The 24,293-nt window shown below is 39.5% G+C and carries 20 protein-coding genes; 12 read left to right on the forward strand and 8 right to left on the reverse strand.

Annotated elements, in window-relative coordinates; genetic code table 11:
* Positions 1-5: 5 nt before the first annotated feature.
* The 5 genes from CVS89_RS07865 to gpmI are packed head-to-tail and all read right to left on the reverse strand — an operon-like array spanning position 6 to position 4,746.
* Positions 6-227 (reverse strand): Sec-independent protein translocase subunit TatA, encoded by a 222-nt coding sequence (locus tag CVS89_RS07865; protein WP_103635478.1) that lies wholly within the window; start codon positions 225-227, stop codon positions 6-8.
* A gap of 51 nt (positions 228-278) precedes the next feature.
* The gene (gene gmk, locus CVS89_RS07870) at positions 279-890 is read right to left on the reverse strand and encodes a guanylate kinase (RefSeq protein ID WP_107847475.1); all 612 of its coding nucleotides are present in this window, start codon (positions 888-890) and stop codon (positions 279-281) included.
* Positions 891-2,459 carry a Highly acidic protein gene (locus CVS89_RS07875; protein ID WP_107847473.1) on the reverse strand — a complete coding sequence of 523 codons (1,569 nt, stop codon included), beginning with the start codon at positions 2,457-2,459 and terminating at the stop codon, positions 891-893. It abuts the gene before it with no gap.
* Between the two features lie 57 nt (positions 2,460-2,516).
* The gene (gene fliR / locus CVS89_RS07880) at positions 2,517-3,278 is read right to left on the reverse strand and encodes a flagellar biosynthetic protein FliR (protein WP_107847472.1); all 762 of its coding nucleotides are present in this window, start codon (positions 3,276-3,278) and stop codon (positions 2,517-2,519) included.
* A gap of 4 nt (positions 3,279-3,282) precedes the next feature.
* Entirely contained in the window at positions 3,283-4,746 is a 1,464-nt protein-coding gene (gene gpmI / locus CVS89_RS07885) for a 2,3-bisphosphoglycerate-independent phosphoglycerate mutase (protein WP_107847470.1), read from the reverse strand.
* A 79-nt stretch (positions 4,747-4,825) separates the two neighbouring features.
* On the opposite strand from gpmI, the gene mraY reads away from it, so the two are divergent.
* The 5 genes from mraY (at position 4,826) to CVS89_RS07910 (ending at position 14,536) form a co-directional block, all read left to right on the forward strand.
* A complete protein-coding gene (gene mraY / locus CVS89_RS07890) occupies positions 4,826-5,890 on the forward strand; it encodes a phospho-N-acetylmuramoyl-pentapeptide-transferase (protein ID WP_021086091.1) in 1,065 nt (354 codons plus the stop codon).
* A 3-nt stretch (positions 5,891-5,893) separates the two neighbouring features.
* Positions 5,894-6,409 carry a hypothetical protein gene (locus CVS89_RS07895; RefSeq protein WP_107847468.1) on the forward strand — a complete coding sequence of 172 codons (516 nt, stop codon included), beginning with the start codon at positions 5,894-5,896 and terminating at the stop codon, positions 6,407-6,409.
* A gap of 4 nt (positions 6,410-6,413) precedes the next feature.
* Complete coding sequence (gene murD, locus CVS89_RS07900) at positions 6,414-7,631, forward strand: UDP-N-acetylmuramoyl-L-alanine--D-glutamate ligase (protein ID WP_107847466.1); 1,218 nt, start codon at positions 6,414-6,416, stop codon at positions 7,629-7,631.
* 173 nt (positions 7,632-7,804) lie between these two features.
* Positions 7,805-9,673, forward strand: coding sequence for a hypothetical protein (locus CVS89_RS07905; RefSeq protein WP_107847464.1), 1,869 nt, complete (start codon positions 7,805-7,807; stop codon positions 9,671-9,673).
* Between the two features lie 105 nt (positions 9,674-9,778).
* On the forward strand, positions 9,779-14,536 hold the full coding sequence (locus CVS89_RS07910; protein ID WP_233091251.1) for a hypothetical protein: 4,758 nt from the start codon (positions 9,779-9,781) through the stop codon (positions 14,534-14,536).
* A 26-nt stretch (positions 14,537-14,562) separates the two neighbouring features.
* On the opposite strand, the gene CVS89_RS07915 is transcribed toward CVS89_RS07910, so the two are convergent.
* Positions 14,563-15,600 (reverse strand): 3'-5' exonuclease, encoded by a 1,038-nt coding sequence (locus tag CVS89_RS07915; protein ID WP_107847462.1) that lies wholly within the window; start codon positions 15,598-15,600, stop codon positions 14,563-14,565.
* 63 nt (positions 15,601-15,663) lie between these two features.
* Between CVS89_RS07915 and waaC the strand changes: the two genes are divergently transcribed.
* The 6 genes from waaC to CVS89_RS07945 are packed head-to-tail and all read left to right on the forward strand — an operon-like array spanning position 15,664 to position 21,153.
* Positions 15,664-16,638: a lipopolysaccharide heptosyltransferase I gene (waaC, locus tag CVS89_RS07920; protein ID WP_107847460.1), complete on the forward strand. Its 975-nt coding sequence runs from the start codon at positions 15,664-15,666 to the stop codon at positions 16,636-16,638.
* Positions 16,631-17,524, forward strand: a complete 894-nt coding sequence (locus CVS89_RS07925) for a lipid A biosynthesis lauroyl acyltransferase (protein ID WP_107847458.1) — start codon at positions 16,631-16,633, stop codon at positions 17,522-17,524. The genes waaC and CVS89_RS07925 overlap by 8 nt, the downstream gene beginning before the upstream one ends.
* Complete coding sequence (locus tag CVS89_RS07930) at positions 17,518-18,222, forward strand: glycosyltransferase family 2 protein (RefSeq protein WP_107847456.1); 705 nt, start codon at positions 17,518-17,520, stop codon at positions 18,220-18,222. The genes CVS89_RS07925 and CVS89_RS07930 overlap by 7 nt, the downstream gene beginning before the upstream one ends.
* Complete coding sequence (gene rfaQ / locus CVS89_RS07935; protein WP_107847454.1) at positions 18,219-19,289, forward strand: putative lipopolysaccharide heptosyltransferase III; 1,071 nt, start codon at positions 18,219-18,221, stop codon at positions 19,287-19,289. Before CVS89_RS07930 ends, rfaQ begins: the two co-directional genes overlap by 4 nt.
* Positions 19,286-20,359 carry a glycosyltransferase family 4 protein gene (locus CVS89_RS07940; protein WP_107847452.1) on the forward strand — a complete coding sequence of 358 codons (1,074 nt, stop codon included), beginning with the start codon at positions 19,286-19,288 and terminating at the stop codon, positions 20,357-20,359. The genes rfaQ and CVS89_RS07940 overlap by 4 nt, the downstream gene beginning before the upstream one ends.
* Positions 20,356-21,153 carry a polysaccharide deacetylase family protein gene (locus tag CVS89_RS07945; protein ID WP_107847449.1) on the forward strand — a complete coding sequence of 266 codons (798 nt, stop codon included), beginning with the start codon at positions 20,356-20,358 and terminating at the stop codon, positions 21,151-21,153. Before CVS89_RS07940 ends, CVS89_RS07945 begins: the two co-directional genes overlap by 4 nt.
* Before the next feature lie 9 nt (positions 21,154-21,162).
* Here CVS89_RS07945 and CVS89_RS07950 read toward each other — a convergent pair whose 3' ends face one another.
* Together CVS89_RS07950 and CVS89_RS07955 are read right to left on the reverse strand one after the other, a co-directional pair.
* The gene (locus CVS89_RS07950; protein WP_107847447.1) at positions 21,163-21,933 is read right to left on the reverse strand and encodes a polysaccharide deacetylase family protein; all 771 of its coding nucleotides are present in this window, start codon (positions 21,931-21,933) and stop codon (positions 21,163-21,165) included.
* A complete protein-coding gene (locus tag CVS89_RS07955) occupies positions 21,930-22,979 on the reverse strand; it encodes a glycosyltransferase (RefSeq protein ID WP_107847445.1) in 1,050 nt (349 codons plus the stop codon). Before CVS89_RS07955 ends, CVS89_RS07950 begins: the two co-directional genes overlap by 4 nt.
* A 137-nt stretch (positions 22,980-23,116) precedes the next feature.
* Between CVS89_RS07955 and CVS89_RS07960 the strand changes: the two genes are divergently transcribed.
* Positions 23,117-24,292: an O-antigen ligase family protein gene (locus tag CVS89_RS07960; protein WP_107847442.1), complete on the forward strand. Its 1,176-nt coding sequence runs from the start codon at positions 23,117-23,119 to the stop codon at positions 24,290-24,292.
* The last annotated feature ends 1 nt before the right edge of the window (position 24,293 follow it).

Genomic DNA, 24,293 nt, shown 5'->3' on the forward strand with positions numbered 1-24,293 from the left:
AAAACCTACGCGTTTTTAGTTGTTTCTTCTATCTTTTGACTAGTAGCACTATCTTCTTTATGCTCGACTTTTTCGCTCTTTTCAGGGGTTGTGTCCTCCATCTCAGCCTTAAAAGTCTTTATACCCTTACCTAGTCCTTTCGCAAGCTCTGGGATCTTCTTTGCTCCAAAAAGTAATACAATGATCGCTAAAACGATCAACCAGTGGCCAATACTAAAAGAACCCATCTTTTCTCCTTATCAAATTTTCTCAAAATATTATCATAAATTCCTGAATTTCTAACAATCTATCCACTCGTCGATGACGTTTCTTAAGTTTATCTTAGCACTTTTTAACCTCATCGCTCGAAGGATTGATTTTAGCCCTTTATAGCTCTTTTCTATATCATCATTTACTAAAAAATAATCATACTCTAAAATATGCTCCATCTCACCAACTGCGTTCATTAAGCGGTTTTCTATCGTCTCGTCACTATCTGTTCCGCGGTTTTTCAAGCGCCTTTTTAGCTCTTTTTTATTCGCAGTTGTGATAAAAACTGAAGTGATGTAGCTTTTAAATTTCTCAAGTGCGATGTGAAAGCCCTGCACATCGATATCAAATATCACTATCTTTCCAGCCTCAAGTGCCTCTAAAACTGGCTTTAAGCTTGTACCATAGTAGTTTTTATGCACCTGCGCCCACTCTAAAAACTCGCCTTTTTCTATACCGCTTTTAAATTCATCTTCTTTTATAAAATAATAATCCACCCCATCAACTTCGCCATCCCTTTTTGCTCTAGTCGTGCTTGAGATAGAAAAATATAGGTCTTTCTCTTCCTTTAAAAGACGGCCCAAAAGCGTGCTTTTACCGCTTCCACTAGGTCCCGAAACTACTAAAATTTGTCCTTGCAACTACTTTTCCTCGAAACTTATATTTATCTTGATGTTCATATCTTTTAGCACATCTCTTAGCGAGCTCTCATTTAGTGACTCATGGACGTGTTTTGTGATCTTTTTAGTTAGCTCTTCTTTATAGTCTTCTTTTGCATCATTTTTTGAGCTTGTTTGAGGTATATCTTTTAATCCAAATGCCGCTAACATCGTGTTTTCATCTATATCATCTATCGATGCCGCGTCAAAATTTAACTCACTTGATGCCGCATCTTTACTATCATCTTGTGCGTTTTCTTCTTGAGCATTTTCTTCTTCAAAAGTTTCGTCCGCAAGGCCTAGATCTTCTTTGGCTTCTGGCTCGCTAGCCTCTTCTAGCTCTTCTACTGGCATCTCACTAGAAGCGTTTTCGCTTTCGCTAGACTCTAAATTTTCTAGCTCCTCACTTGAAATTTCATCCAAAGCCTCTTCTTCTATATCTTCTTCTGCTTTTTCATCATCTACTTGAATTTGCTCTTCATCAGCCTCAGAGCTCTCATCTAAATTCTCATCATTTTTAGGCTCATCTTCCAAATTTATCTCATTTTCAAGGCTATTTTCATCATCAAATTTAGCTAGATCGTCTATATTTAGCTCTTCTTGCTCTAAATTTTGAACATCTAGCTCAGTATCCTCTAAATTTTTATTTTCCTCATCAGCCTCTTCACTATTTAGCTCTTCATCAAGCGAATCGATCTCAATAAGCTCTTTTTTACTTTGACTAATATCATCTAACTCTTCATCATTCTCGTCTGTTTTTAAATTTTGTGTATTTTGCTCAACTATCTTTTCAAGCTCGTCTCTAGCTTCTTCATCTACTGGGCTGCTCTCGTCCATATTTTCTATCTCATCAACAAGTGCGCTAAGATCCCCAAAATCACTGCTTAATCCATCTTCGATAGTTTCTTCTACTTTTGGAGTTTTACTAGATTCATCATCTACATTTTCATTAGCCGCTTCAGTTTCTTCACTATTTTCGTCAATTAGCTCAGTATCAGCCTCGTCCAAACTGATCTCTTCATCTTCTAAATCTCCAACACTAGAATCTTCTAAGTGCTCTTTTAAAAGCTCATCATTTAAAACATTATCATCTAATTTTTCGGTTTCATCTTCTTTTGCTAAATTTTCAAAATCTGTGTCAATTTCTGGCAACTCAAAATTTTGTAGTTCTTCATAATTTTCATCAATATGTTCAAAATCATCGAAGTTTGCGGAATCATCAAGTCCTAGTTCAGCCTTTGTATCATCACTAGCCACATTAACCGCCTTACTTTCTTCAAATAAATTTATAAATTCGGTAGGAAGGAATGGCTTTTCAAGCATAATGTCAGCAAAATCAGGCTTTATGCCGCCTCTTGGGGCTAGATACATCACTTTTTGGTCAAATTTTACATCAGCGCTCTCCATATCGCTGTCAATAATAATATAGTCAAATTCACCACTTACTGCATTAACATCATCAAATTCTACATACTCTACGCCTATTTTATTTAGACTTAGTGTTATGAGACGTGAAACTGCTGGATTTTTGTTTACGAGCGCAACTTTCATAATCCCTCCTTGAAGCACTTGAAGCTGTATTTTATGATAAATTTCATTGCTATTTACTTAAAAAAATAATGACGGCATATCGTTTAGAATTTGCATCATCATATCAGTTATTATCTTTATAATGCCAGCAAGAATGGCTATCAAAACAGAAAAGCCAATCGTTACTTTAATAGGATAGCCAATAACCAATAGGTTAAACTGAGGCATCGTCTTCATAAGCATGCCAAAAATAGCATCTGAAAGCATAGATAACGCAATAATAGGAAAAGCTAGAACAAAGCCAAACATAAAAAGATTTCCAAAAAGCTTTATAGCATAGCTCATCACACCATTTCTTGGATAAAAATCTCCAAGTGGTATGACAGCGAGAGAATTCGAGTAAAACTGCAATATCAAATGATGCCCATCAAGTGCCAAAAAAGCAAGAAGAACTATGAAATTTATAAGGTTTGCTATAACTGGAGAGTTTGTGCCAGTTTGTGGATCAAGCACTGATGCCATCGAAAAACCCATGACCATTGAGATTTGTTCGCCTGCCATTTGGAGTATGGCAAAGACGATATTTAGTAAAAGTCCAGCACAAAGCCCAAGTAATGCCTCACTTAAAATTTCTATGACTAAGAAATTTATGGCGTATTCATGAGTGTGCGATAGTGGAAAAAATACTATACAAAGAGCAAAAACTAGTAGAGTTTTTACGCTTAATGGAACTTGATTGTGAGAATAAAAAGGGAAAAACATAATGAGTCCGCTAAGACGTGCAAAAAGAAGCATAAAAGCAATAACCTTGTCAGCTCCAAGAAACTCGACTAGTTCCATCTTTTTATATTAGCGCCTCATCCATTTCAGCTGGGATATCAAGCCCCATGAGCTTTAAAACGCTAGGCGCGATGTTGTTTAGACCGCCATTTTTTAGCTCTTTAACACCATCAGCCATCACAAAGCAAAAGACGTCATAGGTCGTGTGGTTTGTCAGTAGTTCGCCACTGCTATCACGCATCTCTTCGCAGTTTCCGTGATCGCTCGTGATGATCATAGCGTAGTTTTTCTCTTTTGCCTTGGCGTAAATTTCTCCAAGAGCCGCATCCACCGCTTCGACTGCCTTTATAGCGGCCTCATAGTTGCCAGTATGCCCCACCATATCGCCATTTGCGAAATTTACCACTATAAAGTCTTGCTCGTCATCCATGCCCTTTAGCACGGCTTTGCAAACCTCAGCAGCGCTCATCTCTGGCTTTTCGTCGTAGGTTTTTACTTTTGGACTAGGGATGAGCACCCTTGTTTCGTTGCTAGCTAGCTCCTCAACGCCGCCATTAAAAAAAAATGTTACGTGGGCGTATTTTTCAGTCTCTGCCGTGTGAAGCTGCCTTAGTCCAGCAGCCGCTATGACCTCGCTTAGGGTGTTTTTTATCTTTTCATTTTTAAATAGCACTTCAAATTTAAAATTTGCGTCGTATTCGGTCATGGTGATAAGATTTTTAACGACAAAAGGTCGCTCAAACTCGCCAAATTTCTCTTCACCCAGAGCCTGGCAAATCTCTCTTGCTCTATCATTTCTAAAATTTATTACTATCACGCCGTCATATTCGCCCATGCCACTAAAGCCATTAAAGCTTGCTGGCTTTACAAACTCGTCTGTCACGCCCTCATCGTAGCTTTTTTGTAGATACTCGCTTGGCGTTAAGCTGTTTAAATTTGCTCCCTTTACCAAGCTATCATAGGCCTCTTTTACGCGCTCCCAGCGTTTATCTCTATCCATCGCGTAAAATCTCCCGCAAATGGTAGCAACTTTAAATTTAGCTTCCAAGCTTTTTATGAAATTTAGACCGCTATTTGGGCTAACGTCACGTCCGTCGGTGATAGCGTGGGCAAAAACTTCGCAGCCATTTTTGCTAGCAAGCTCGCACATGCCATCAAAATGCTCCATGTGAGAGTGCACGCCGCCGTCGCTATAAAGCCCTATGACGTGGATCTTTTTGCACTTTTTAAAAAGAACTTTTAACGCTTCATTTTCTGCTACCGAGCCGTCATTAAAGCCGCGTGAAATTTTGACTAAATTTTGATACAAAACTCGCCCACTTCCTATACACATGTGCCCTACTTCGCTATTTCCCATCTGCCCTTCAGGTAGTCCCACAGCGTTTCCAGAGGTTTTTATGAGTGAGTTTGGAATTTCTTTAAAAAATTTATCGTAGTTTGGCTTTTTAGCCGCCTCAAATGCGTTAAATTTGCCATTTTTGTTTGATCCAATGCCATCAGTTATTATAAGTATAGTTTTTTGAGCCATTTTTAAATTTTATCCTTAAATTTAGATAATTTTTAAGGCCATTATACTAAAATTGCTTTTTTTTAAAATAAAGGCCCCTATGTTTTACTATATCTATGAAATTTTAAATTTTAATATCTTTCAGTATATCACCGTTCGCGCTGGCATCGCGTTTTTCATAGCATTTATCTTGACAGCTTATCTGATGCCTAAATTTATCGCTTGGGCAAAGGCAAAAAACGCCGCTCAGCCTATCTACGAGCTTGCCCCACAAACTCACCAAAAAAAGGCCAAAACGCCAACCATGGGCGGACTTGTCTTTGTCTTTACAGCCGTGATCGCTACGATCATCTGCGCAAGGCTTGATAACGCTTTCGTACTAGCCTCGCTCTTTTGCCTAGTTTGCTTTACTCTGCTTGGCTACAAGGACGACTACAGCAAAATTTTAGGTGCGAAAAACCACGCTGGCCTAAGTCCAAAGGCAAAGCTCTTTTTTCAGTTTCTAATCGCCTTTTTACTCGCAGCCTTTTTATACATCAGCAAAGAGCTAAACACCGAGTTTTACCTGCCATTTTACAAGCAGCCGATCTTTGACATGAAAATTTTTGCCATTTTCTTTTGGACGCTAGTCATCGTCGCAGCCTCAAATGCGGTAAATTTAACAGACGGACTTGACGGACTTGCCGCCGTGCCATCGATATTTTCACTTCTAACTCTTGGCGTTTTTGCCTACATCTGCGGCCACGCTGTCTTTAGCTCGTACCTACTTTTACCAAAGATCGCAGGCGTTGGCGAGAGCGTCGTCGTAGCCTCTGCGCTAATTGGCTCACTTATGGGCTTTTTGTGGTTTAACTGCCATCCAGCCGAGGTCTTTATGGGTGACAGCGGCAGCCTAAGCGTTGGTGCATATATCGGTTTTATGGGCGTTGCGACCAAAAATGAAATTTTGCTCATCATCATCGGCCTCATCTTTGTCGTTGAGACGCTAAGCGTCATCTTGCAGGTTGGCAGCTTTAAAATTTTTAAACGCAGAATTTTCCTCATGGCGCCTATACATCACCATTTTGAGATAAAGGGCTGGGCGGAAAATAAGATCATCGTGCGCTTTTGGATCATCGCGCTTTTAGCAAATTTGATCGCACTAACGGCGCTAAAGATCAGGTAGATCATGCGAGCGCAGATAGAGCCTGACTTTGAGAGTGCTAGAAAAAAATATGATGAAATTTTGGAGCAAATTTTAGCCTACACCGACTATTGCGACGAATTTGGCGATGAAGACGGCGAAGAGTACCGCAAGGTAGAGCAGCGTCTAGCCAAGATAAGCGGCAAAGATATGAGTAAATTTAGCCTGCACGAGTGGTGGGAGGCCGAGGGCGCTGAAAATCTCGCCTTTGACATCGCTTTGCCAGAGCCAAAAGTGGTGCCTGATATAACAAAAGACGAGCTTAGGCAGATCGTGGAGCGCATGTTGGCACCTGTGCCTGAATTTGATGATGATTTTTTAGAGGCATTTTACGTAAGAGTGACATTTGCTTGCAAGGGTGCATATTTCGCAGAGTTTTTGAAGCTAAATTTTGCCAAAACCTTTAGCTTTGAACTCTTTGATCGCCGCAAGATAGAGGGCGTGATGCGTGAGCTTAGCGCTAACGAGATAGTAGAAATTTTATGGGGCAAAAGAGGATAAAAGCATGAGAAAATCACTATTTGGCTATGGTGGCACGACAAAGGCTATCGCTAAAAACTTCGTAAATGACGGACTTTGGGACATCTACGATGATAAATTTAGTGAAGCTTCAAAGGACGAGTTTGGTAATGCTCTTTTGCCAGTTGGCGAATTTGACCCAGCAAAAAGCGGCCTAGAGATACCAAGCCCAGGCATCCCGCCTCACCACGAGCTTGTCAAAAAAGCTAAAAATTTGATCAGCGAATATGACTATTTTTATGAAATTTACAAGGCGCATCTGCCATTTAACGTCTGGATAAGCGGCACAAACGGCAAGACGACGACTACAAAGATGATGCAGCACCTGCTAGAGAGCAAAGGCTCAGTTATGGGAGGCAACGTCGGCATCGCGCTAGCAAATTTAGACCCGCACGCTAAAATTTGGATACTTGAGACTAGCTCATTTACCCTGCACTACACAAACCGCGCCACACCAGGAATTTACGTGCTTTTGCCGATCACTCCAGATCATCTAAGCTGGCATGGCAACATGAGCGAGTACGAAAAGGCAAAGCTTAAGCCGCTTGCTAGCATGAGTGAAACAAGCGTAGCTATCGTGCCTGAAATTTACGCTAAAACGCCTACAAAGGCCAAAGTGATCGCCTATAAAGATGAGAGCGATCTGGCTAAATTTTGTGGTGTAAATTTAAACGATATAGCCTTTAAAACGCCATTTTTACTTGATGCACTGCTGGCACTTGCGGTAGAGAAAATTTTATTTGACCGCTGCGATGTGGGGCTTTTAAACACTTTTGTCATCGAGGCAAACAAGCTTGAAGAATTTACTGACAACAAGGGTAGAACCTGGGTAAATGACACAAAAGCGACCAACATAGATGCGAGCATTCAAGCTGTGAAACGCTACAAAGATCACTTCATGCACCTGATCTTAGGTGGCGATGACAAGGGCGTTAGCATGGATGAGCTATTTGAAAATTTAAAGGGTCTTAAAGTCAAAATTTACGCCATCGGCTCAAACAGCGACAAGCTTATGAATTTAGCTGCTAAATTTAACGTGCCTGCCCTAAAATGCGACTTTTTACAAAACGCTGTAAATGAGATAAGCAAAGAGCTAAAAAAAGGCGAGATAGCACTTCTAAGCCCAGCAGCTGCGAGCCTTGATCAGTTTAAGAGCTACGCTGAGCGAGGAGATAAATTTAAAGAGTTTATAAGGGCTCTTTAAATCACAATTTACTCTTAAATTTAACCTGCTATTTCATAAATTTATAGGTATTACTTTGACATAAAACAATGATAATATCTAGCGTATCTTGCTACAATCCCCAAAAAATAATACTTTAGCTATATATGTTTTATAAATTTGTCCGATATGACTTAGAATACAACGAGGAAAAGATGAAAGATAAAAAGCTGGTCATAAAAGACATTCAGGGTGAAATTTACGTCATAAGCCAAGATGGAAGCATAAAAATGCTAAAAGATGGCGATGAAATTTACGCTGGTGAGAAAATTTTTACTAAAAATTTAGACGCCAAGATCACTTTAGAAGATGGCAAGCAGGTAAATTTAAGCGCTCATCAAAGCATAAATTTAGATGAAATTTTAAAAATTTCAGCAAAAGGAGCTGAGGAGCAAAGCGATCACTCTAACGGCTTTGGCGCGAGCGAGGGCATATCTTTGAGTGCGGCTAGTTTTGCTACAAGCGGACATAGCGCAAATATCCATCAAATTTACAACCAACACAGATCTTTAGAGCCAAACATAAGTAGCGCCCAACCAAGCAAGCTAAAAAGCGTCTCAGGTGCTTCTAGCATGCTGGTAGAAAAAAGTAGCACCGCTGTGGAGCCAAAAGAAGAGCCATTTATAGATACCATAAATGTACTAAACGTCACAAATAGAGGACTAGACGCAGATATCTGGCTTTATGACTCAGCTAGAAACCATGGACGAGGTCTTGATTATTATAATTTGGAGCGAAGCAAAAGTATACTAAAAGAGTGGAGCGCAAGCCATCACGTAAGTGCGACAAGCACATTTAACGACTTGCGTTATGCAACTGGTAATCAATACATGCCACCTTTTTCATCAGAAGACCTAAATGTAAAAGTACGTAACCGCACTCCATCAGACATCGAGCTTGCTAGGATAGGACGAGACCCAAATGTAAATTACACCAAAGATAGAATCGATAGAGGTTTTGACCCAAATGTTGAACCACCTAATAAAAATGGTCACTATAAATTATTCGAGTCCAAAATCACCGCAGATGGAGTAATGGTCAGCATGGATGGCTGGATATTTATAAAAAACCGTAGTGCTATCGACAAGTTTTATTATGAAACAAAGCAACAAAGGCAAAGTATTAAGTTTGAATTTGATGGTAGAGAAATTTCATGGCAGCCATTTTCAACAGCAACTAGAAATGGTGGCATAGATGAAGGCAGTGCCATACAGAGCGAAAGTACAAATAGCCTAAATTTAACAAATGATTATGGATTTTATAAAGTACATATAGAAGTATCCGATGAGAGATATAGTTATATGTTTAGAGTGCATCCAGATAGCACTTTTAGTAGAATTATTTCAAATGACCCTAACATAAAACTAGTCAGCAACTCCTATATGGAGGCTCTTGCTCAAAATCACCTTGCGACAAAAGAGAGCGATACTTTCTACAAGGCAAAAGAAACAAATGGTGTGAGATTTGGCGACAATGCAAGTGACTTTGATAAGCCATTTGATCTAAAATTTGAAGGTACAAAAGACGTTGGCAGTAATGATGATGACAAATTTATCTTTAACTCACACGATATCGACGCAAAAGGTGGCATAGACATGCTAGTTTTTACCCAAAACGTGGATCTAACAAAGATAAGTGAGCTAGATAAGCGCCTTGAGAGCTTTGAGCGCATCGAGCTTGACGGCACAAAGGCAGTAAAGCTAAAGCTAAATGGTCAAAACATAAGCGACATGATAGACTCCAACCCTACCAAAGGGCCCGATGGCTTAGAGAGCCTAAATACTATCCTTAAAATTTCAGGCGATAGTGACGATGTGGTGCAGCTAGTTGGAAATTTCGTAAAGGCCACAAGCGGCGAAGTAGCCGCGCTAAATACAAAGCATAGTGTTATCGGAGCTGATTATAACAAGCTCACAGTAGAGCCAAGTGGCGACGCGGTCAATCAAGTCTATAAAGGCGAAAATAACGCTGGGCAGACATTTTTCGTCGAGATACAAAAAGACGTACATGTCGAGGTGATGTAGTAAATTTACAAGAGTTAAAAACCTCATCCCAAAAAGCCACAAAACTATATAAATTTTAAGAGATTTTCCGATATTACAATACACACTTTTTACAGGGATGAAAAAATGCCAAATTTTGACGCCATAAGGATCGGCGTTATCAAAAAGATCAAGGGTGAAGCCATCGCCATAAGCAGGGACGGCACTATGAGGGTGCTGCACAAAGGCGATGAAATTTACCTTGGTGATGATATAAAAACGAGTGAAAACTCTAACCTTACCATTGTTTTTGATGACGGCGAAAAGGCTTATGTCGGCTTTAGCTCGGTATTTCACACGATAAATGTCTTTGCTGAGCATAAAGGCGAGCTAGTCATCCCAAAAAATGCAAACATCCTTGAAAATCACAAAGAACACGCAAATGACGATGATCAAATCTCCCATCAAGAGCCATCTTCTCACGGCTCATCACCGCACTACTTCGCCTCTGCTGGCAGTGGCGGCATCAAATTTGAACTAGGCGGCCACTACTCAAATATCTACGACTTTTACACTGGTTTGCGCGCTCTTGAAGCTAGGCATGACGAGGTCAAATGGCCAGTTGGTGGGACTATAAAAGGGGCATTTTATAGTGCTAAAAGCACTATAAACTCACAACCAGAGCCAAACATCGTGCTAAATTTTAACCTCACAAGCGATACTGGCGAGAAAAAAGGCTTTTTAGGAGGAGCGCAGCTAAACTCACTACCAAAAACTCCTGATGGCAAGAAAATCATCACAAGCATAGGCGTCGATATCCCAGACGTTGCTAAAAATGGCGACATCATTACAATAAAGACAAACATGAAAGGCGGTGGCAAAACTAGTAGCTACAAAGTAAATACGATAACAAACGAGCTAATCCCAGTTGATAGCACCGGCACGCCCACTGGAGCGCCTCCTATACCTATCGTAAATGGCAAAGCAGAGATCACTGGGGTTGAAATTTTAAACCATGGCAAAACAACCGTGACAAGCTCATACACCACTGGTGGCAGGACATTTACCGCGCCGCCAACTACTTATGAGCTAAACGACACGCCAGCCATCTCAAAAGTGACAGCCACGCTCGATCTTGATAAAAATGGCGACGGCGTGATAGATGCGACCGAGCTAGGATATGGCAGCGGCACGCAAACTAGCGGCATGAAATTTATAGTGCCTGACGAGCTTAGCACTGGAGATAAGATCACGTTTAAGCTAAATGAACCGGGCAAGCCGCCAGTTGAGAAGAAATTTACGCTAGATAAAGAAAATGGCACAGCCACTGACGAGGACGGCAACACCTATACATTTACGACCGATGAAAATGGCGCAGTCAGCTTTAGCGTGCCAAATATCGCAAACATAACAGCAGGAAGCAGCATAGAAACTGGCGTAGTCGATAAATTTGGCAACGTCTCAGCCACAAGCACTACGCCAAGCAGCAGCGTAAGCGACACAGTCAAAGTGACGCTAACAGCTGATAAAAATGGCGATGGGCTGATAAGTGGCGACGAGATAGGAGACGGCACTTCAAAGGTTGAGATAAATTTACCTCGCACCATAAAGCCAAAAGAGAGCGTCACTATAAACATAGGTGGCTCGCCAAAAGAATTTGTCGTAAGCGACGATGGTACAAGCGTCTATGATAAAAATGACCCAAGCGTAGTAGTGCCAATAGTTAATGGTAAATTTGAAGTGCCAGGCGTAAGCGTGCCAGTGACACCTGGCTCAAGTGTATCTATAAGCACAACGGTTAATGACGAGCATGGCACGCCAAAACCAAATGGCACAAGCAACCAAACCACCCCAAGCGTCGTAGTAACTCCACCTCCAAAATCAGCCAAGATAAGCTTTGTAGATGATAAGCCAGGATCAGATGGAAAACCTGATGGAAGGCTTGATACTTCAGAAAATAGATACGATACTGGCGATCCAACTAAAACAGATGCCTACATCAAAATTCCAAGTATCATAAAAGAAGGCGATAAGATAGCCATCGATGTCACCAACCCAGACGGCAGTAAAACGCACAAGGTTTATACATACACTAACGGCAAGATAATCGCCCCTGACCACAATGAAGTGCCACTAAATGATGGTAATTTTAAGATCACAGTGCCAATAGAGCATGGCAAAACCACAAGCATAACGACGACCATGATGGATAAGGCTGGCAACAAAGGCGAGAGCGATACAAACGAGATAAAATTTAATGCTAGTCCGGTGGCAAAATTTGTAAAAGATTTGGACGGAGATGGACTTATAGATGACACTGGACCAGTAGCTGTTACAAGCTCAGATGTAAAAGTCTATGTCCCAAGCGGTACCCAGCCAGGCGATACGCTAAAGATCAGCATACTTGATCCAAATACAAATAAACAATCAACCGTAAGCTATGTCTTAGATGACGATGGCGTACATATGATAAACAAGAAAAATCCAAGCGATATCAAAGTGATAAACGAAGGAGCTATCACTATACCAGATGTACCGGTAAGTAGCAAACGTCCGACTTTAGTCGATGCGACCCTTATAAAAGATGATGGAAGTGCCATTTCTGGTACTTCAAGTGGCAGGCTATTTGCCTTTGGCGTGCTTGATTATATAGACGATATAAAGCTTGTTACAAAGATCGACAACGCTCCAGTTAGAGCTTCAAAATACTTAAACGAAGAAGATTATGAGCATATTATCACAACAAGTCAGTTTGACTCAACTTCTACCCAAAAAATAAACTACAATATCGCTCTTACAAATGACGAACAGCCATATATAAAATTTGGTATAAACAAGCCTGACACCATAGTAGATAGCACAACTGGTGAGCTAAAAGGCTATGTGTTGATAGAGATAAAAGATGAAAATGGGAACATAAGTGATAGTTTTAAACTAAAAATAGACAACAACACAGTCGAAGCCAACTTTGAAGCACTAGGCAAAAAAATCGATAGAACTCACCATATTATAGATGCTACTTATGTTGATGCGTCTGGGGTTGAACAAAGAGATGATAATCTAACTATCACAGTTGATCTTGATTCATTGCCAGATATTTTGCTTGAGTCAGATTTTAATAATATAAAAAATGGAACTAATAACTACGCTATAAATTTTGCCGGAAAGGCTTCTCCTGCAAATAATCTAAACGATGAAACATCAAAAGAAGTGGAAGTTATAGATATAGAAACTTCTGAGAAAAAAATATTAACACTTGATGGAAATTTAAACTATTCTGGAAGCTTTAATGCCTCTCAAAGTACTGGAAGTAAAAATTTCATCGTAAAAAGGCTAGATGACGCAGGCAACTTAGCAGTGCAAACCGTAACAATGGTAGCAAACAAAGGACTTGATGTTGATATGTGGTTTTATGATTGTACAAACAAAGATTTCATAAACAAATTTATGTATCCTGGACCATTTTTACCAACAGATAGTGCAAATTTATTTTTCGTAAAACATCACTTTAAAGAGTGGATGGAGTGGGCTGGCGTTAGCGCAACTACTACTTTTAACGAAGTCTCTTTTATAGGAGGTAAGGACTACAAGCTTGACTGGACTAGACCATCAAGAGGAGAGCTAAACACAAATGATATGGCAAGAGTAGGACACTCTCCAAAGGCAAACGATACTGATCATACTGGTACGCACTATAATGTAAATCACACAGGCAACTATACATTACTAGAAGCCGAGACGGTAGGAACAGACCTTGTCATGCATATGAGTGGATGGATATATATACAAGAAGATGGCGAGTACCACGTAAGAGCGGACCGCTTTCAAGACTATGTACATATGGAGCTTGGAAACTATAAAATAGATGCGCCATGGTGGAGGGGACAACCAGAAGATGCCGCTGGTAATACACTTTGGTCTACAACAGAAGTTAATAGAGTGGGCAATACTGTTTTGGGATACCCTAATGTAATAACTTTAAAAAAAGGCTTTTATAAGCTAAATATCGACTATATAGATCAAAGAACAGATGTGGATTTAGATATACAGATAAGAAAACATCAAAACCCTATATATACTGATGCTGATTTTAAAACAATAGGCTCGCAAGGTAGTGGTACATATCTTTTTAGTGATAGCTATGTAAAGGCACTAAAAGACAAAGGATATGTTAGTGATGAAGATGCGGATGGCTTTAGATCAGCACTAAGGGGATATGGCGATAATCCAGATGATTTTAACAGAGTCATGCACCTAAAACATAGCGAAAATGGAAGCGGCATCACTGGCAGCAACCTAAATGATGTATTTATCTATAATGGCAATAAAATAGATGCAAAAGGTGGTATAGATACACTTATATTTGTTGATGACGTTGACCTTAGCAAGGTAGAACATCTAAAAGAAAATATAAAAAGCTTTGAGAAAATCCAACTTGGCACAGAGGATCAAGCTGTTTCGATAGCCTTAAATACACAAAGCGTCCTTGACATCATAGACTCAAGAGAAACAACTATAACTGTTGGCTCAGGTCCAGCAAGAAAAGAGATACAAGGTACAAAAAGTATAAACACCGTCCTTAAAATTTTAGGTGATGACGATGATGTGGTAAAACTTATAGGAAATTTCACAAAAGCCACTGATGAAGAAGTAACGATGCTAAACTGGAAGCACAGTCAAGCTACTGGCGATGAGTTTAACAAAGTAGATGTTACAGCCACAAGTGGTAGCAAGACCTACTCTAATCATAGTAATGTTACAAATGACACCAGCGGAAATGCAACGATACACGGAATGGATCACGCAGTAAATCAGGTCTATAAAGGCGTGAACGGTACTGGTGCAAATGCACAGACATTTTTTGTGGAAATCGGCAAAGATATACACGTAGACATAGTGCCATAATCACAAATACACTTATAAATTTGCACTCACTCTTCGTCTAAATTTATCTCAGGAAGCTTTTCTTCTAAAAAACTCTTCTCTTTTTTGCTAGCTGGAGTGATCTCATTTGCTTTTTTCAAAAGCCCATCAAGCCCTTGTTTTGCTAAACGCTCATTTAGCTGCTCTGGCGTATCTTTTACACCATCAAAATCACTAAAATCATCAAATTCCTCGTAATTCTCACTCTCTTTTTGAACCTTTATCTCGTAGTCTAACTTGCCAGAAATTCTTGCTAGCTCGTCGCTTATCGCAGAGCAAAAGACCTCAGTGTATCCTCTGTGAGCGCAGTTTTTGGCTAGAAATTCGCTCATCACGTTTAGGTGATTTATATAGTCATCTTGCAAGATATTTGCCTGCAAAAGCTCAAATTTCAAAAAGAGCCAGTATGTGTTAAGCACGTCACTTTCGCAGTATTCGTTTATCTTATCAAGCTCGCCTGCATAGTATAGCTCAAGCACCTGATCGCCGTGCACGTCGTATTTGCCAGGTAAATTTAAGCTAGCACAAAGCGTATCGAGCTTTAGCCCTCTAACACTTCCAAAATCGCTTATAAAATCAAGCAGATCAAGGTGAAATTTAGGCGAATACCTTGCCCTATAATTTTCCCATTTGTTTTTGTTTAGCTCTTTGTTCTCGCTCTCGTAATATGCCGCTGCGTTTAGGTTGTAGCGCATCGCACGCACCATAAGCATTGGCAGGTCAAAGCCACGGCCATTAAAGCTAACAAGCCTTGGGTTATAATCATTTATAAATTTTAAAAATTTAGCGATGATCTCGCGCTCGTCCTTGCCCTCCATCGTGCTAACTTTTAAAAATTTGCCGTACTCATCGGCCATCACCGCAGAGATCGCCACGACTCTATGAAACATCACAGGCAAAAACTCACTCCCACTGGCCTCTTTTTGCAATGCCATCGCCTGCACGCTCACATCTTCGTCGCTTCCGTCAATGCCGTAAATTTTTCTTATCAAATTTGCATCAGGTATCGTCTCGCAGTCAAAGACGCAGATGTAACTTTTCGCCATTTTAGCCCTTTTTTAAGCATTTTTTTTTAAAATCATACCAAAAATTTATATTTAAAGTAGCCAATGCAAGATAAAAATCAACTAAAAATAGCCATCGTAAAGCTTTCGGCACTTGGGGACATCGTGCACGCAGCCATCGTGCTTCAGTTTATCAAAAAGCACTGCCCAAATGCTCACATCACATGGCTAGTTGATGCCCGTTTTGCAAGCCTTTTAAAAGACCATCCCCTAATCGACGAACTAGTCGTTTTGCCGCTTAAAGAGAGCTTTAAAAAGAGCTACAAGATCATAAAAACGCTTGGTAAATTTGACAAGATCATCGACCTGCAAGGACTTTTCAAATCAGCCGTCGTCGCAAAACTACTTGGCAAAGAAATTTATGGCTTTAGCAGAGAGAGCGTCAAAGAAAAGATCGCAGCCAGACTTTATAGGCATAAATTTAAGATCGACTACAACGAAAATATCATAGTTAGAAACCTAAGCCTCGTTGGATACGCTCTAAATTTTAGCTTTGACAGAGATGAAATTTTAAAAAAATCGCCCTGCTTTGAAATTTGCAAAAAATTTAAAAATGAAAGCGGCAAAAAACGCGTACTAATCGCTGCATTTGCAAGCGAAGAGAGCAAAATTTATGACAAATTTAAAGATGTGATCAGACTGCTTGAGGGATGCGAAATTTACCTTTGCTACGGGAGTGAGAGCGAAAAAACAAGGGCTGAGGCGATCATTTCAGGCACTAAAGCAAAACTGCTTGAAAAGCTAAGCATAAAGGATATGATAGATTTTATCGCGAGCTGCGATCTAGTAATCGGCAACGATAGCGGTCTAACGCACCTTGCATGGGCTGTAAACAGGCCTTCTATCACGCTTTTTGGCAACCGCCCAAGCCACCGAAATGCCTATGTCACAGACAAAAACCTTGTTGTTGATATGGGCAAGGAGATAGATGCTAGAAGCATCGATAAAAACGACTTTTGCATAAGAGAAATTTACCCTGAAACGGTTGCAAATTTCGCAAAAAGGCTACTAAATGGATAGGCTCTATCTAGCTGGCTTTTATACCTTGAAATTTCTTATATTTATATTGCCAAGTTCGCTTCAAAATATGCTTGCTAAATTTTTAGCATTTGCCTTTATGAAGCTTAAAAAAAAGAGATTTCACGTCGTGATGACAAATTTAGACCTTGCATTTGGCGAGACAAAGAGCAAAGAAGAGAAGCTAGAGATCGCCAAAAAATGCTACTACAACTTTGCAAAATATCTTGGTATAAATTTCATCCTCAATCAAAACACGACAAAGCAAAAGATACTTAAACAAGTTGTTTTTAAAAATGAGCACTTTTTACTTGATGCGATAAAATCTGGCAGGCCTATCATCGTCACGACTGCGCATTTTGGGCAGTGGGAGATATTTGGCCTAGCTGTCGCGGCTCGCTTTGGAGCTTCTTCAGCGCTTGGCAGAAAGCTTGATAGTAGCGTCATGGATAAAATTTTAAGAGCAAACAGAGCGCAGTTTGACGTGGAGCTCATCGATAAAGATGGCGGCGCAAAAGATATCTTAAAAGCGCTAAAAGCTAGGCGAATAGTAGGAATTTTAGTCGATCAAAATACTGCGCCAAAAGATGGCATAAAGGTGCAGTTTTTTGGCAAAGACGTGCTTCATACGCCAGCGGCAAGCGTGCTAGCTCAAAAGACAAATGCCCTTATCATAAACGCATTTATCTACCAAAAAGGTGAAAATTTAAATGAAATTTGCTTTGAGCAGCCAATAGATATAAGCACGTTTGACAAAGAAGATGCCGTGCAAAAAGCGACGCAGATGCAGTGCAGTGCGTGCGAAGAGATGGTTAGAGCAAGGCCTGAGGAGTACTTTTGGTTTCACCAAAGGTTTAAGAGATTTTATGAAAATGAGTACAAATGCTAAGCGTTGTCATTTTGACTTTTAATAGCGAAAAGTACCTAAAAGAGGTGTTAGAGAGCGCTAAATTTGCTGATGAGATCATCGTGGTTGATAGCGGCTCAAAAGATGGCACAAGGCAAATTTGTGATGGCTTTAGCAATGTGAAATTTCACGAGCAAGCTTGGCTTGGATTTGGACCGCAAAAGCAAAAGGGCGTGGATCTAGCCAAAAATGAGTGGGTCTTTGTGCTTGATAGCGACGAAGTGATAACAAACGAGCTTAAAAATGAGATCATTAGCACGCTAAAAGAGCCTAAATTTATGGCTTACAACGTTGCTAGGCTAAATTTTTTCTTTGGCAAAGCGATAAAAAACATGGGGCTATATCCAGACTACACGGTGAGGCTTTTTAATAAAAATTTTGCCAAATTTGATGGCAGGGCTGTGCATGAAAAGGTCATTTTAAATGACGGCTCACAAAGGCTTGGCGCGCTTAAAAATTACTTCTTGCACTACGCGTATGAGAGTGTCGAGCAGTTTATCGCTAAGCAAAATCGTTACTCAAGCATGGGTGCAAAAAGAAATTTGCTAAAGGCGCTTACAAGCCCAACTTGGACATTTTTTAAGCTTTATGTGCTAAAAGGTGGCTTTAAAGAGGGCTTTTCTGGCTATGTTATCGCTAGACTTTACGCCCAGTACACATTTTGGAAATATATAAAATGAAAATACTTGTGATTAAATTTAGAAACATCGGCGACGTGCTTTTGACAACACCGCTCATTGAAAATTTGCACCACTACTACCCAGACGCTACCATCGACTTTGCCCTAAATAAAGGCACAGAAGCGATGATAGAAGGCAATCCTTACATAAATAAAATCCACATTTACGATAGGCAAAGTGCAAATTCTGGCTTTTTTAAAAAGCTAATTACCGAGCTAAAATTTATAAGAGCGATCAAAAAAGAGAAGTACGATATGGCGGTGCAAACGACCACTGGAGACCGCGGCGTCATCATCTCAAAGTACGCCAAGATAAAAAAGATAGTTGGTTTTTTAGGCAAGCATAAGGCGATAAACAAGCTTTTAAGCGTAAAGGCAAAATACTACGAAAATTTCTCCCACACGGTTGATCTAAATTTAAACGCGTTAAGGGCTTTGGGCTTTGAGCCGGTTAGCAAAAAAGTGAGCGTTTTTTCAGACGAGAGCGTGGAGTATCTAAATTTACCAAAACGCTTTGTACATGTGCATCTAACAAGCCGTTGGATGTTTAAATGCGCAAACGACGAGAGCATGGCAGAGCTCATAGACTACTGCGAAAACGAGCTAAATGTAAAAGTCGTGCTAACAAGTGACAACAAAGAAAATGAGCTAAATAAGCTTGCAAGCGTGCTAAAAATTTGCAAAAGCGAGCCTATAAATTTGGGTGGCAAACTAAGCCTAAAACAAACGATCACCCTCTCAAAGCGCTCAAGCCTCTTTATCGGCGTCGATACTGCTATCATGCATATAGCCGCAGCAAACGATGTGCCAGTGATCGCCTTTTTTGGCCCAAGTAATGCTTTTGAATGGGGACCTTGGGACAATGGCTTGATGCAAAATGGCTACACAGCGCAAAATGGCATCCAAAGTATGGGCAAGCACATTATCTATCAAAAGGACTGGGACTTTGTGCCTTGCGATAAAGAGGGTATAAAAGAGCACGGCATCGAGAAGACTTTAATGGACTTTAGCGATGAAATGGGACATATAAAGGCGAAAATAAGATCAAATTTGGAGCTAGCGCAATGAACATCCTCCACACGCAGACGCTTTTTAACTGGGGTGGCGAGCAAAACAAGACGCTAAATGAGATGCGCTTTATGCGTGAAATGGGTCATGAAGTGATGCTCTTTTGCAACCCAAATTCGCAGATCGAAAGCATCGCGAAAAAAGATGGATTTAAGGTCATCACGCACGAGATGAATAAGAAAAATTTTCACAAAAGCGTGCCAGCACTTTGCGAAGCGATAAGATCAAATAATATAGATGTCGTGATCACACATGGCTCGACTGATAGCTGGGTCGGCGCCATAGCTGGGCTTTTTTACCGCAAAAAAGGCGTTAAATTTTATAAAGAAAGACACAATCTTTTCCCTATAAAGGGGTTTGTTTCTAAATTTATGCATAAAAAGCTTTTTGACAAAATTTTATACATCTCAGGTAGCGTCAAAGAGTATCTCCTATGCATCGGCGTTAGCGAAGATAGGCTCTTTTTTATGCCAAGCACGGTTGATGTCGAAAAAATTGATAGCACAAAAAGCACTTTTAGAGATGAGTTTCATATCGCCAAAGATGAGCTAGTCATCGGCACTTTTACCTCACTTTACCGCAAAAAAGGGGTCTTTGACTTTGCAAGTGCCGCAAAAGAAATTTTAAAGACAAAGGATGCGACTATTGTATTTTCTGGCAACATTAGTGATGGTACAAAAGAGCAGATCGCCTCTATGTTTGATGAAAAAGATAAGATCATCTTCACTGGCTTTAGAAATGACGCGGCAAATATTATAAAAAGCTTTGATATATATGTATTTGCCTCGCACTCTGAGGGGCTTGGTACGGTCTTGCTTGAGGCGATGAGCTCAAAGGTGCCAGTCGTGGTCTATGATAATGCTCCGATGAACATGCTGGTTAAAGATAAAGAGCGTGGGCTTTGTGCTAGAAATTTAGATGAAATTTCACTAAAAGAGTGCATTTTAGAACTGATAAATAATCCTGAAAAAGTCAAAATTTACTCTCAAAACGCCTTTAAATTTGTGGATGAAAACTTTAGCCACAAGGTGCTAAAAGAGGCTATAAGAAATTTACTGGAGCAGAAATGAACTACCCAGTTTGCGTGCTAACGATGCACCACTGCAATAACAATGAAAACGACTTTGCCATAAGGCCTGAGCTATTTAAAAAAGCGCTTCTTATGGCACTTGACGAGGGCTATAAATTCATAAATTATGGCCAGTTTAAAGATATCGTTGCTGGCAGGTCAAAAGCCTCCAAAAAGAGCATTTTGCTAACTTTTGATGATGGATATTTTGATAATTACAAATTTGCTTTTCCTATCTTAAAAGAGCTAAATATCCCAGCCGTTTGCTTTTTGATAACAGATAAGATCAAGGATTTTAAAAGGCAGGATTATGATTTTTCGTTTAAAAAGCACAAAGAGATCAACTATGACAAAGATGCGGAGTATTTTTTAAATTTAGATGAGATCAGGCAGATGCAAGAGAGCGGGCTTTTTGAATTTGATAGCCACACAGCGAGCCACTTTTCTTGCAGAAGTGACGATGAGACAAGGCTAAGAGAGGAATTTTCTAGCTCACTTGCTAAGATAAAAGAGCTATTTCCAGAAAAAAAAGAATTTGGCTTTTGCTTTCCAAAAGGGCATTTTAACGAGCTTTCGCAAAGAATAGTTAAAGAGTATTACGGCTTTGCTTTTAGCGTGATAGATGGTGGATTTTGCATGGGAGATGATAAATTTAAGATAAGACGTATCGATATCTCAAACAACGCAAAGAGCGAGAGTGACTACATTTTTAGGATTAAAAAGAAGCTTTTTATCTATTCGACTCCTTTTGTTGGCAAAATTTACTCAGACTTTAGAAATCGAAGCTTTAAATAGTGCTTAGTTCTAACTCCTAAGAAAAGCATAAATAGATCCCAAAAAGTCATTTTGATAGATAAACATAGTCTTTTTAAGCCATTTTTCATCACGTTTTGTCACTATTCGTTTTATCTCCTCTAAATTACCATCGGCCTTGTTTATGCCGCGTTTAGTTGTGAAAAATGCCTTGTAGCCATGCTTTTTAGCGGCATTTAGATACTCGTCATTATATTTGCCTCTTGGCCAGCAAAGTGCCTCATCTTCAAAGCCAAAATTTTTCTTCATAAACTCACGGCAAAGACCAAATTCCTCGTCCAAGCTAAGCTGTCCAAAATATCCATCAAAATGCCCATGCGTATGCGAGTGAAAATAAAAGCAGTCCTTCATCTTCTCGATCTGCTCTAAATTTAAGATCACATCTTGCGGCCTACTTGGAGCAAGTCTCTTGCACTCGTTGTGATCAACGTTTAAAAAGCTAGCAGGCCTCATCTCGTGTGCCTTTTGCGCCGCTTCTATCCAGCCAGTGACTATGAAAAGATTTGCCTTTAGGCCAAATTCTTTCACAATAGGATAGGCGTATATGTAGTTATCCATCCAGCCATCATCAAATGTTATGCAAACGCTCTTTTTAGGCACCTCAAGCTCGCCCTTTTTGTACGCGATAAATTCATTTACGCTTAGAGTTTTATAACCATTTTCGGCTAGAAATTTCATGTGCGATATAAACTCATCCACGCTACTAGCGATAAATCCGCTCTTTTCAAGCACGTGGTGATACATCAAAACCGTTACGCTCATTTTGCAAGTTCCATATATAAATTTTGTGTGTTTTCTATCATTTTTTCGATACTAAATGTCTCTTTTACGTACTCTCTGCCAAACTCGCCCATCTGCTTTCTTAAATTTTCATCCAAAATGAGCCTTTCAAGCACCTTTTTTAGCCCCTCTTTGTCACCATTTTGAAATAAAAATCCACTCTTTCCGTCGCTCACTGCCTCGCCAAGGCCGCCCACGTCGCTTCCGATGGTAGCTAGCTTACACGAAGATGCCTCAAGTAGCGCCCCACCGATAGCCTCCATGTCTGAGGGTAGCACGCAGATATCAAGCGAGCCTAAAAAGTCGCTCACGTCGGTTCTGTTGCCAAGCATGAAGATATTTTTCTTATCTTTTATATACTCGTGTAAATTTTTATTTTGAGGACCGTCGCCCACGATAAAAAGGGCTGATTTTTTTAAATTTAGCTCGCTAAATGCATCGATTAAGAGCTTGTGATTTTTAGCAGCTCTTAGCACTGCAACGATGCAAACGCCAACCACGTCGTCACTTAGGCCAAATTCTCTTTTCATATTTATCTTAAATTCTGGCGTGTATTTTTGCGTGTCGATTCCTGTGTAGATTTTTAGCACCTTCTCTTTTTTCACACCTCTTTTGATAAGATCAGTGCAAACCGAGTTGCAAACGCCGACCACTTTGGTGCTTAGGTTATATGGCAAGGGCGATGTTATAGGTAGCTGTAAATGCCTAGTGCGAACCACATTAACGCCACAAATTTTGCCCACGATAGCGCCTATGGTGCCGTCTTTGCCTGAGTGAGTTGAGATGATTTTTATATTATTTTGCTTTACAAATTTGCAAATTTTTAAAATTTCAAGGATATTAAATGGCCTTTTAAGGTTAAACTCGACAAATTCGCACTCTATCTGCTTTTCAAGGCTTTTTGAGCCAGGGTTTAGCCCATAAAAAACCTTAAATTTGCTCTTATCTAGCCCATTTATCACACGCTGCGTGCGATGCTCTTGCCCACCAAATCCTAAAGAGCTTTCAAGCTCTAGTATGTTTATCATTATTTTTCCTAACCATTTAAATTATCCGAGTCTATAATACAATCGGTATCATTTCAAAAAGCTTTCGTTATTCAAATTTTGTATATTATTTTAATTCATCAATGATAGAGTAGATACCTAAATTTCAAAGGATACGCATGAAAAATGACATTATGTCAAAACTTTACAATCTTTTTTTAATTATTGTTTTGTTTACACTGCCAGTAACTGAGGGCTTAAAACAAATTTCACTCATACTTTTTGTTTTAGTTGGAATTTATATTTGCGTTAAAGAAAAAAAGCAATTTAAATTTGATGTTATCAACACCTCACTCTTTATCTTTGTTTTGGCCACTTTTATAAGCTGCCTTGTAAATGGGATTTCACCTTCAAGAGTGCTTGATCCATTAAGATGTATGTTATTTTTCTTTGTAGCTAGAACTGTTGGAACAGAAAAAATAAATTTTAAATTTATGTTTTATGCACTATTTGCTGGTTTTATTGTTGCTTTTATACCAGCTTGTATTAAAAAATTTACCTCAAACGATCCAATGGCATTTTTTGAACTAAAATCAATAGGACATGTAAATCATAGTGCTATCTTTATACTACTAGTTTTTTGTGTGGCACTAATGTCAATGGCTAATTTTAAAAAACTATATGAAAAATACATAAGCATAGCAGTAGCTGGAATTTGTGTGCTTGGTATTATGATAGCTGGCTCTAGAGCCACCATGTATCTTTTACCTGTTATTGTTTTTGTAATTTTAATTTATCAAATTTCAAACAAGCAAACTAATATTAAAAAATCTCTTGGTTTAATAATTGTATTTAGCGCCATAGCTATTTTTTATACGTATATATCGACAAATATTACACAAGATGAAAGAATTTACAGCCAACTAACAAAGGGTGTAACAGGTTCAGAGACAAGGTATCCTATCTTTGCAAGTGCCTTTTATACTTGGCTAGAGCATCCATTTTTTGGCATAGGATCTGGAGAGTTTAAAGTTATTGATATAACAAAGTATTTTCCAGGCAACTACGAGGTTCATGTTAGCCACTCACATAATACCTTTTTAACATTTTTAACCGAAAAAGGCATCATCGCCCTGCTTGCATATTTAGTATTTCAACTATCGCTTTTTGCAAAATTCATTAAAAATTTCAGGCAAAATAGCATAGTTTTTCTAGCGCTTTTGATACTTGTTTTTCAAAACGTAATTTCACTTGTCAACACGACATTTCACCATGAAAACGCACTTTTGATGCTCTTGTTTTGGGCACTGGCCTTAAGCTCTATCGACCAAAAAGACAACATTTATATAAAATAAT

Origin of the sequence: Campylobacter concisus (genome assembly GCF_003048615.2) — a bacterium.
GTDB classification, from domain to species: domain Bacteria; phylum Campylobacterota; class Campylobacteria; order Campylobacterales; family Campylobacteraceae; genus Campylobacter_A; species Campylobacter_A concisus_C.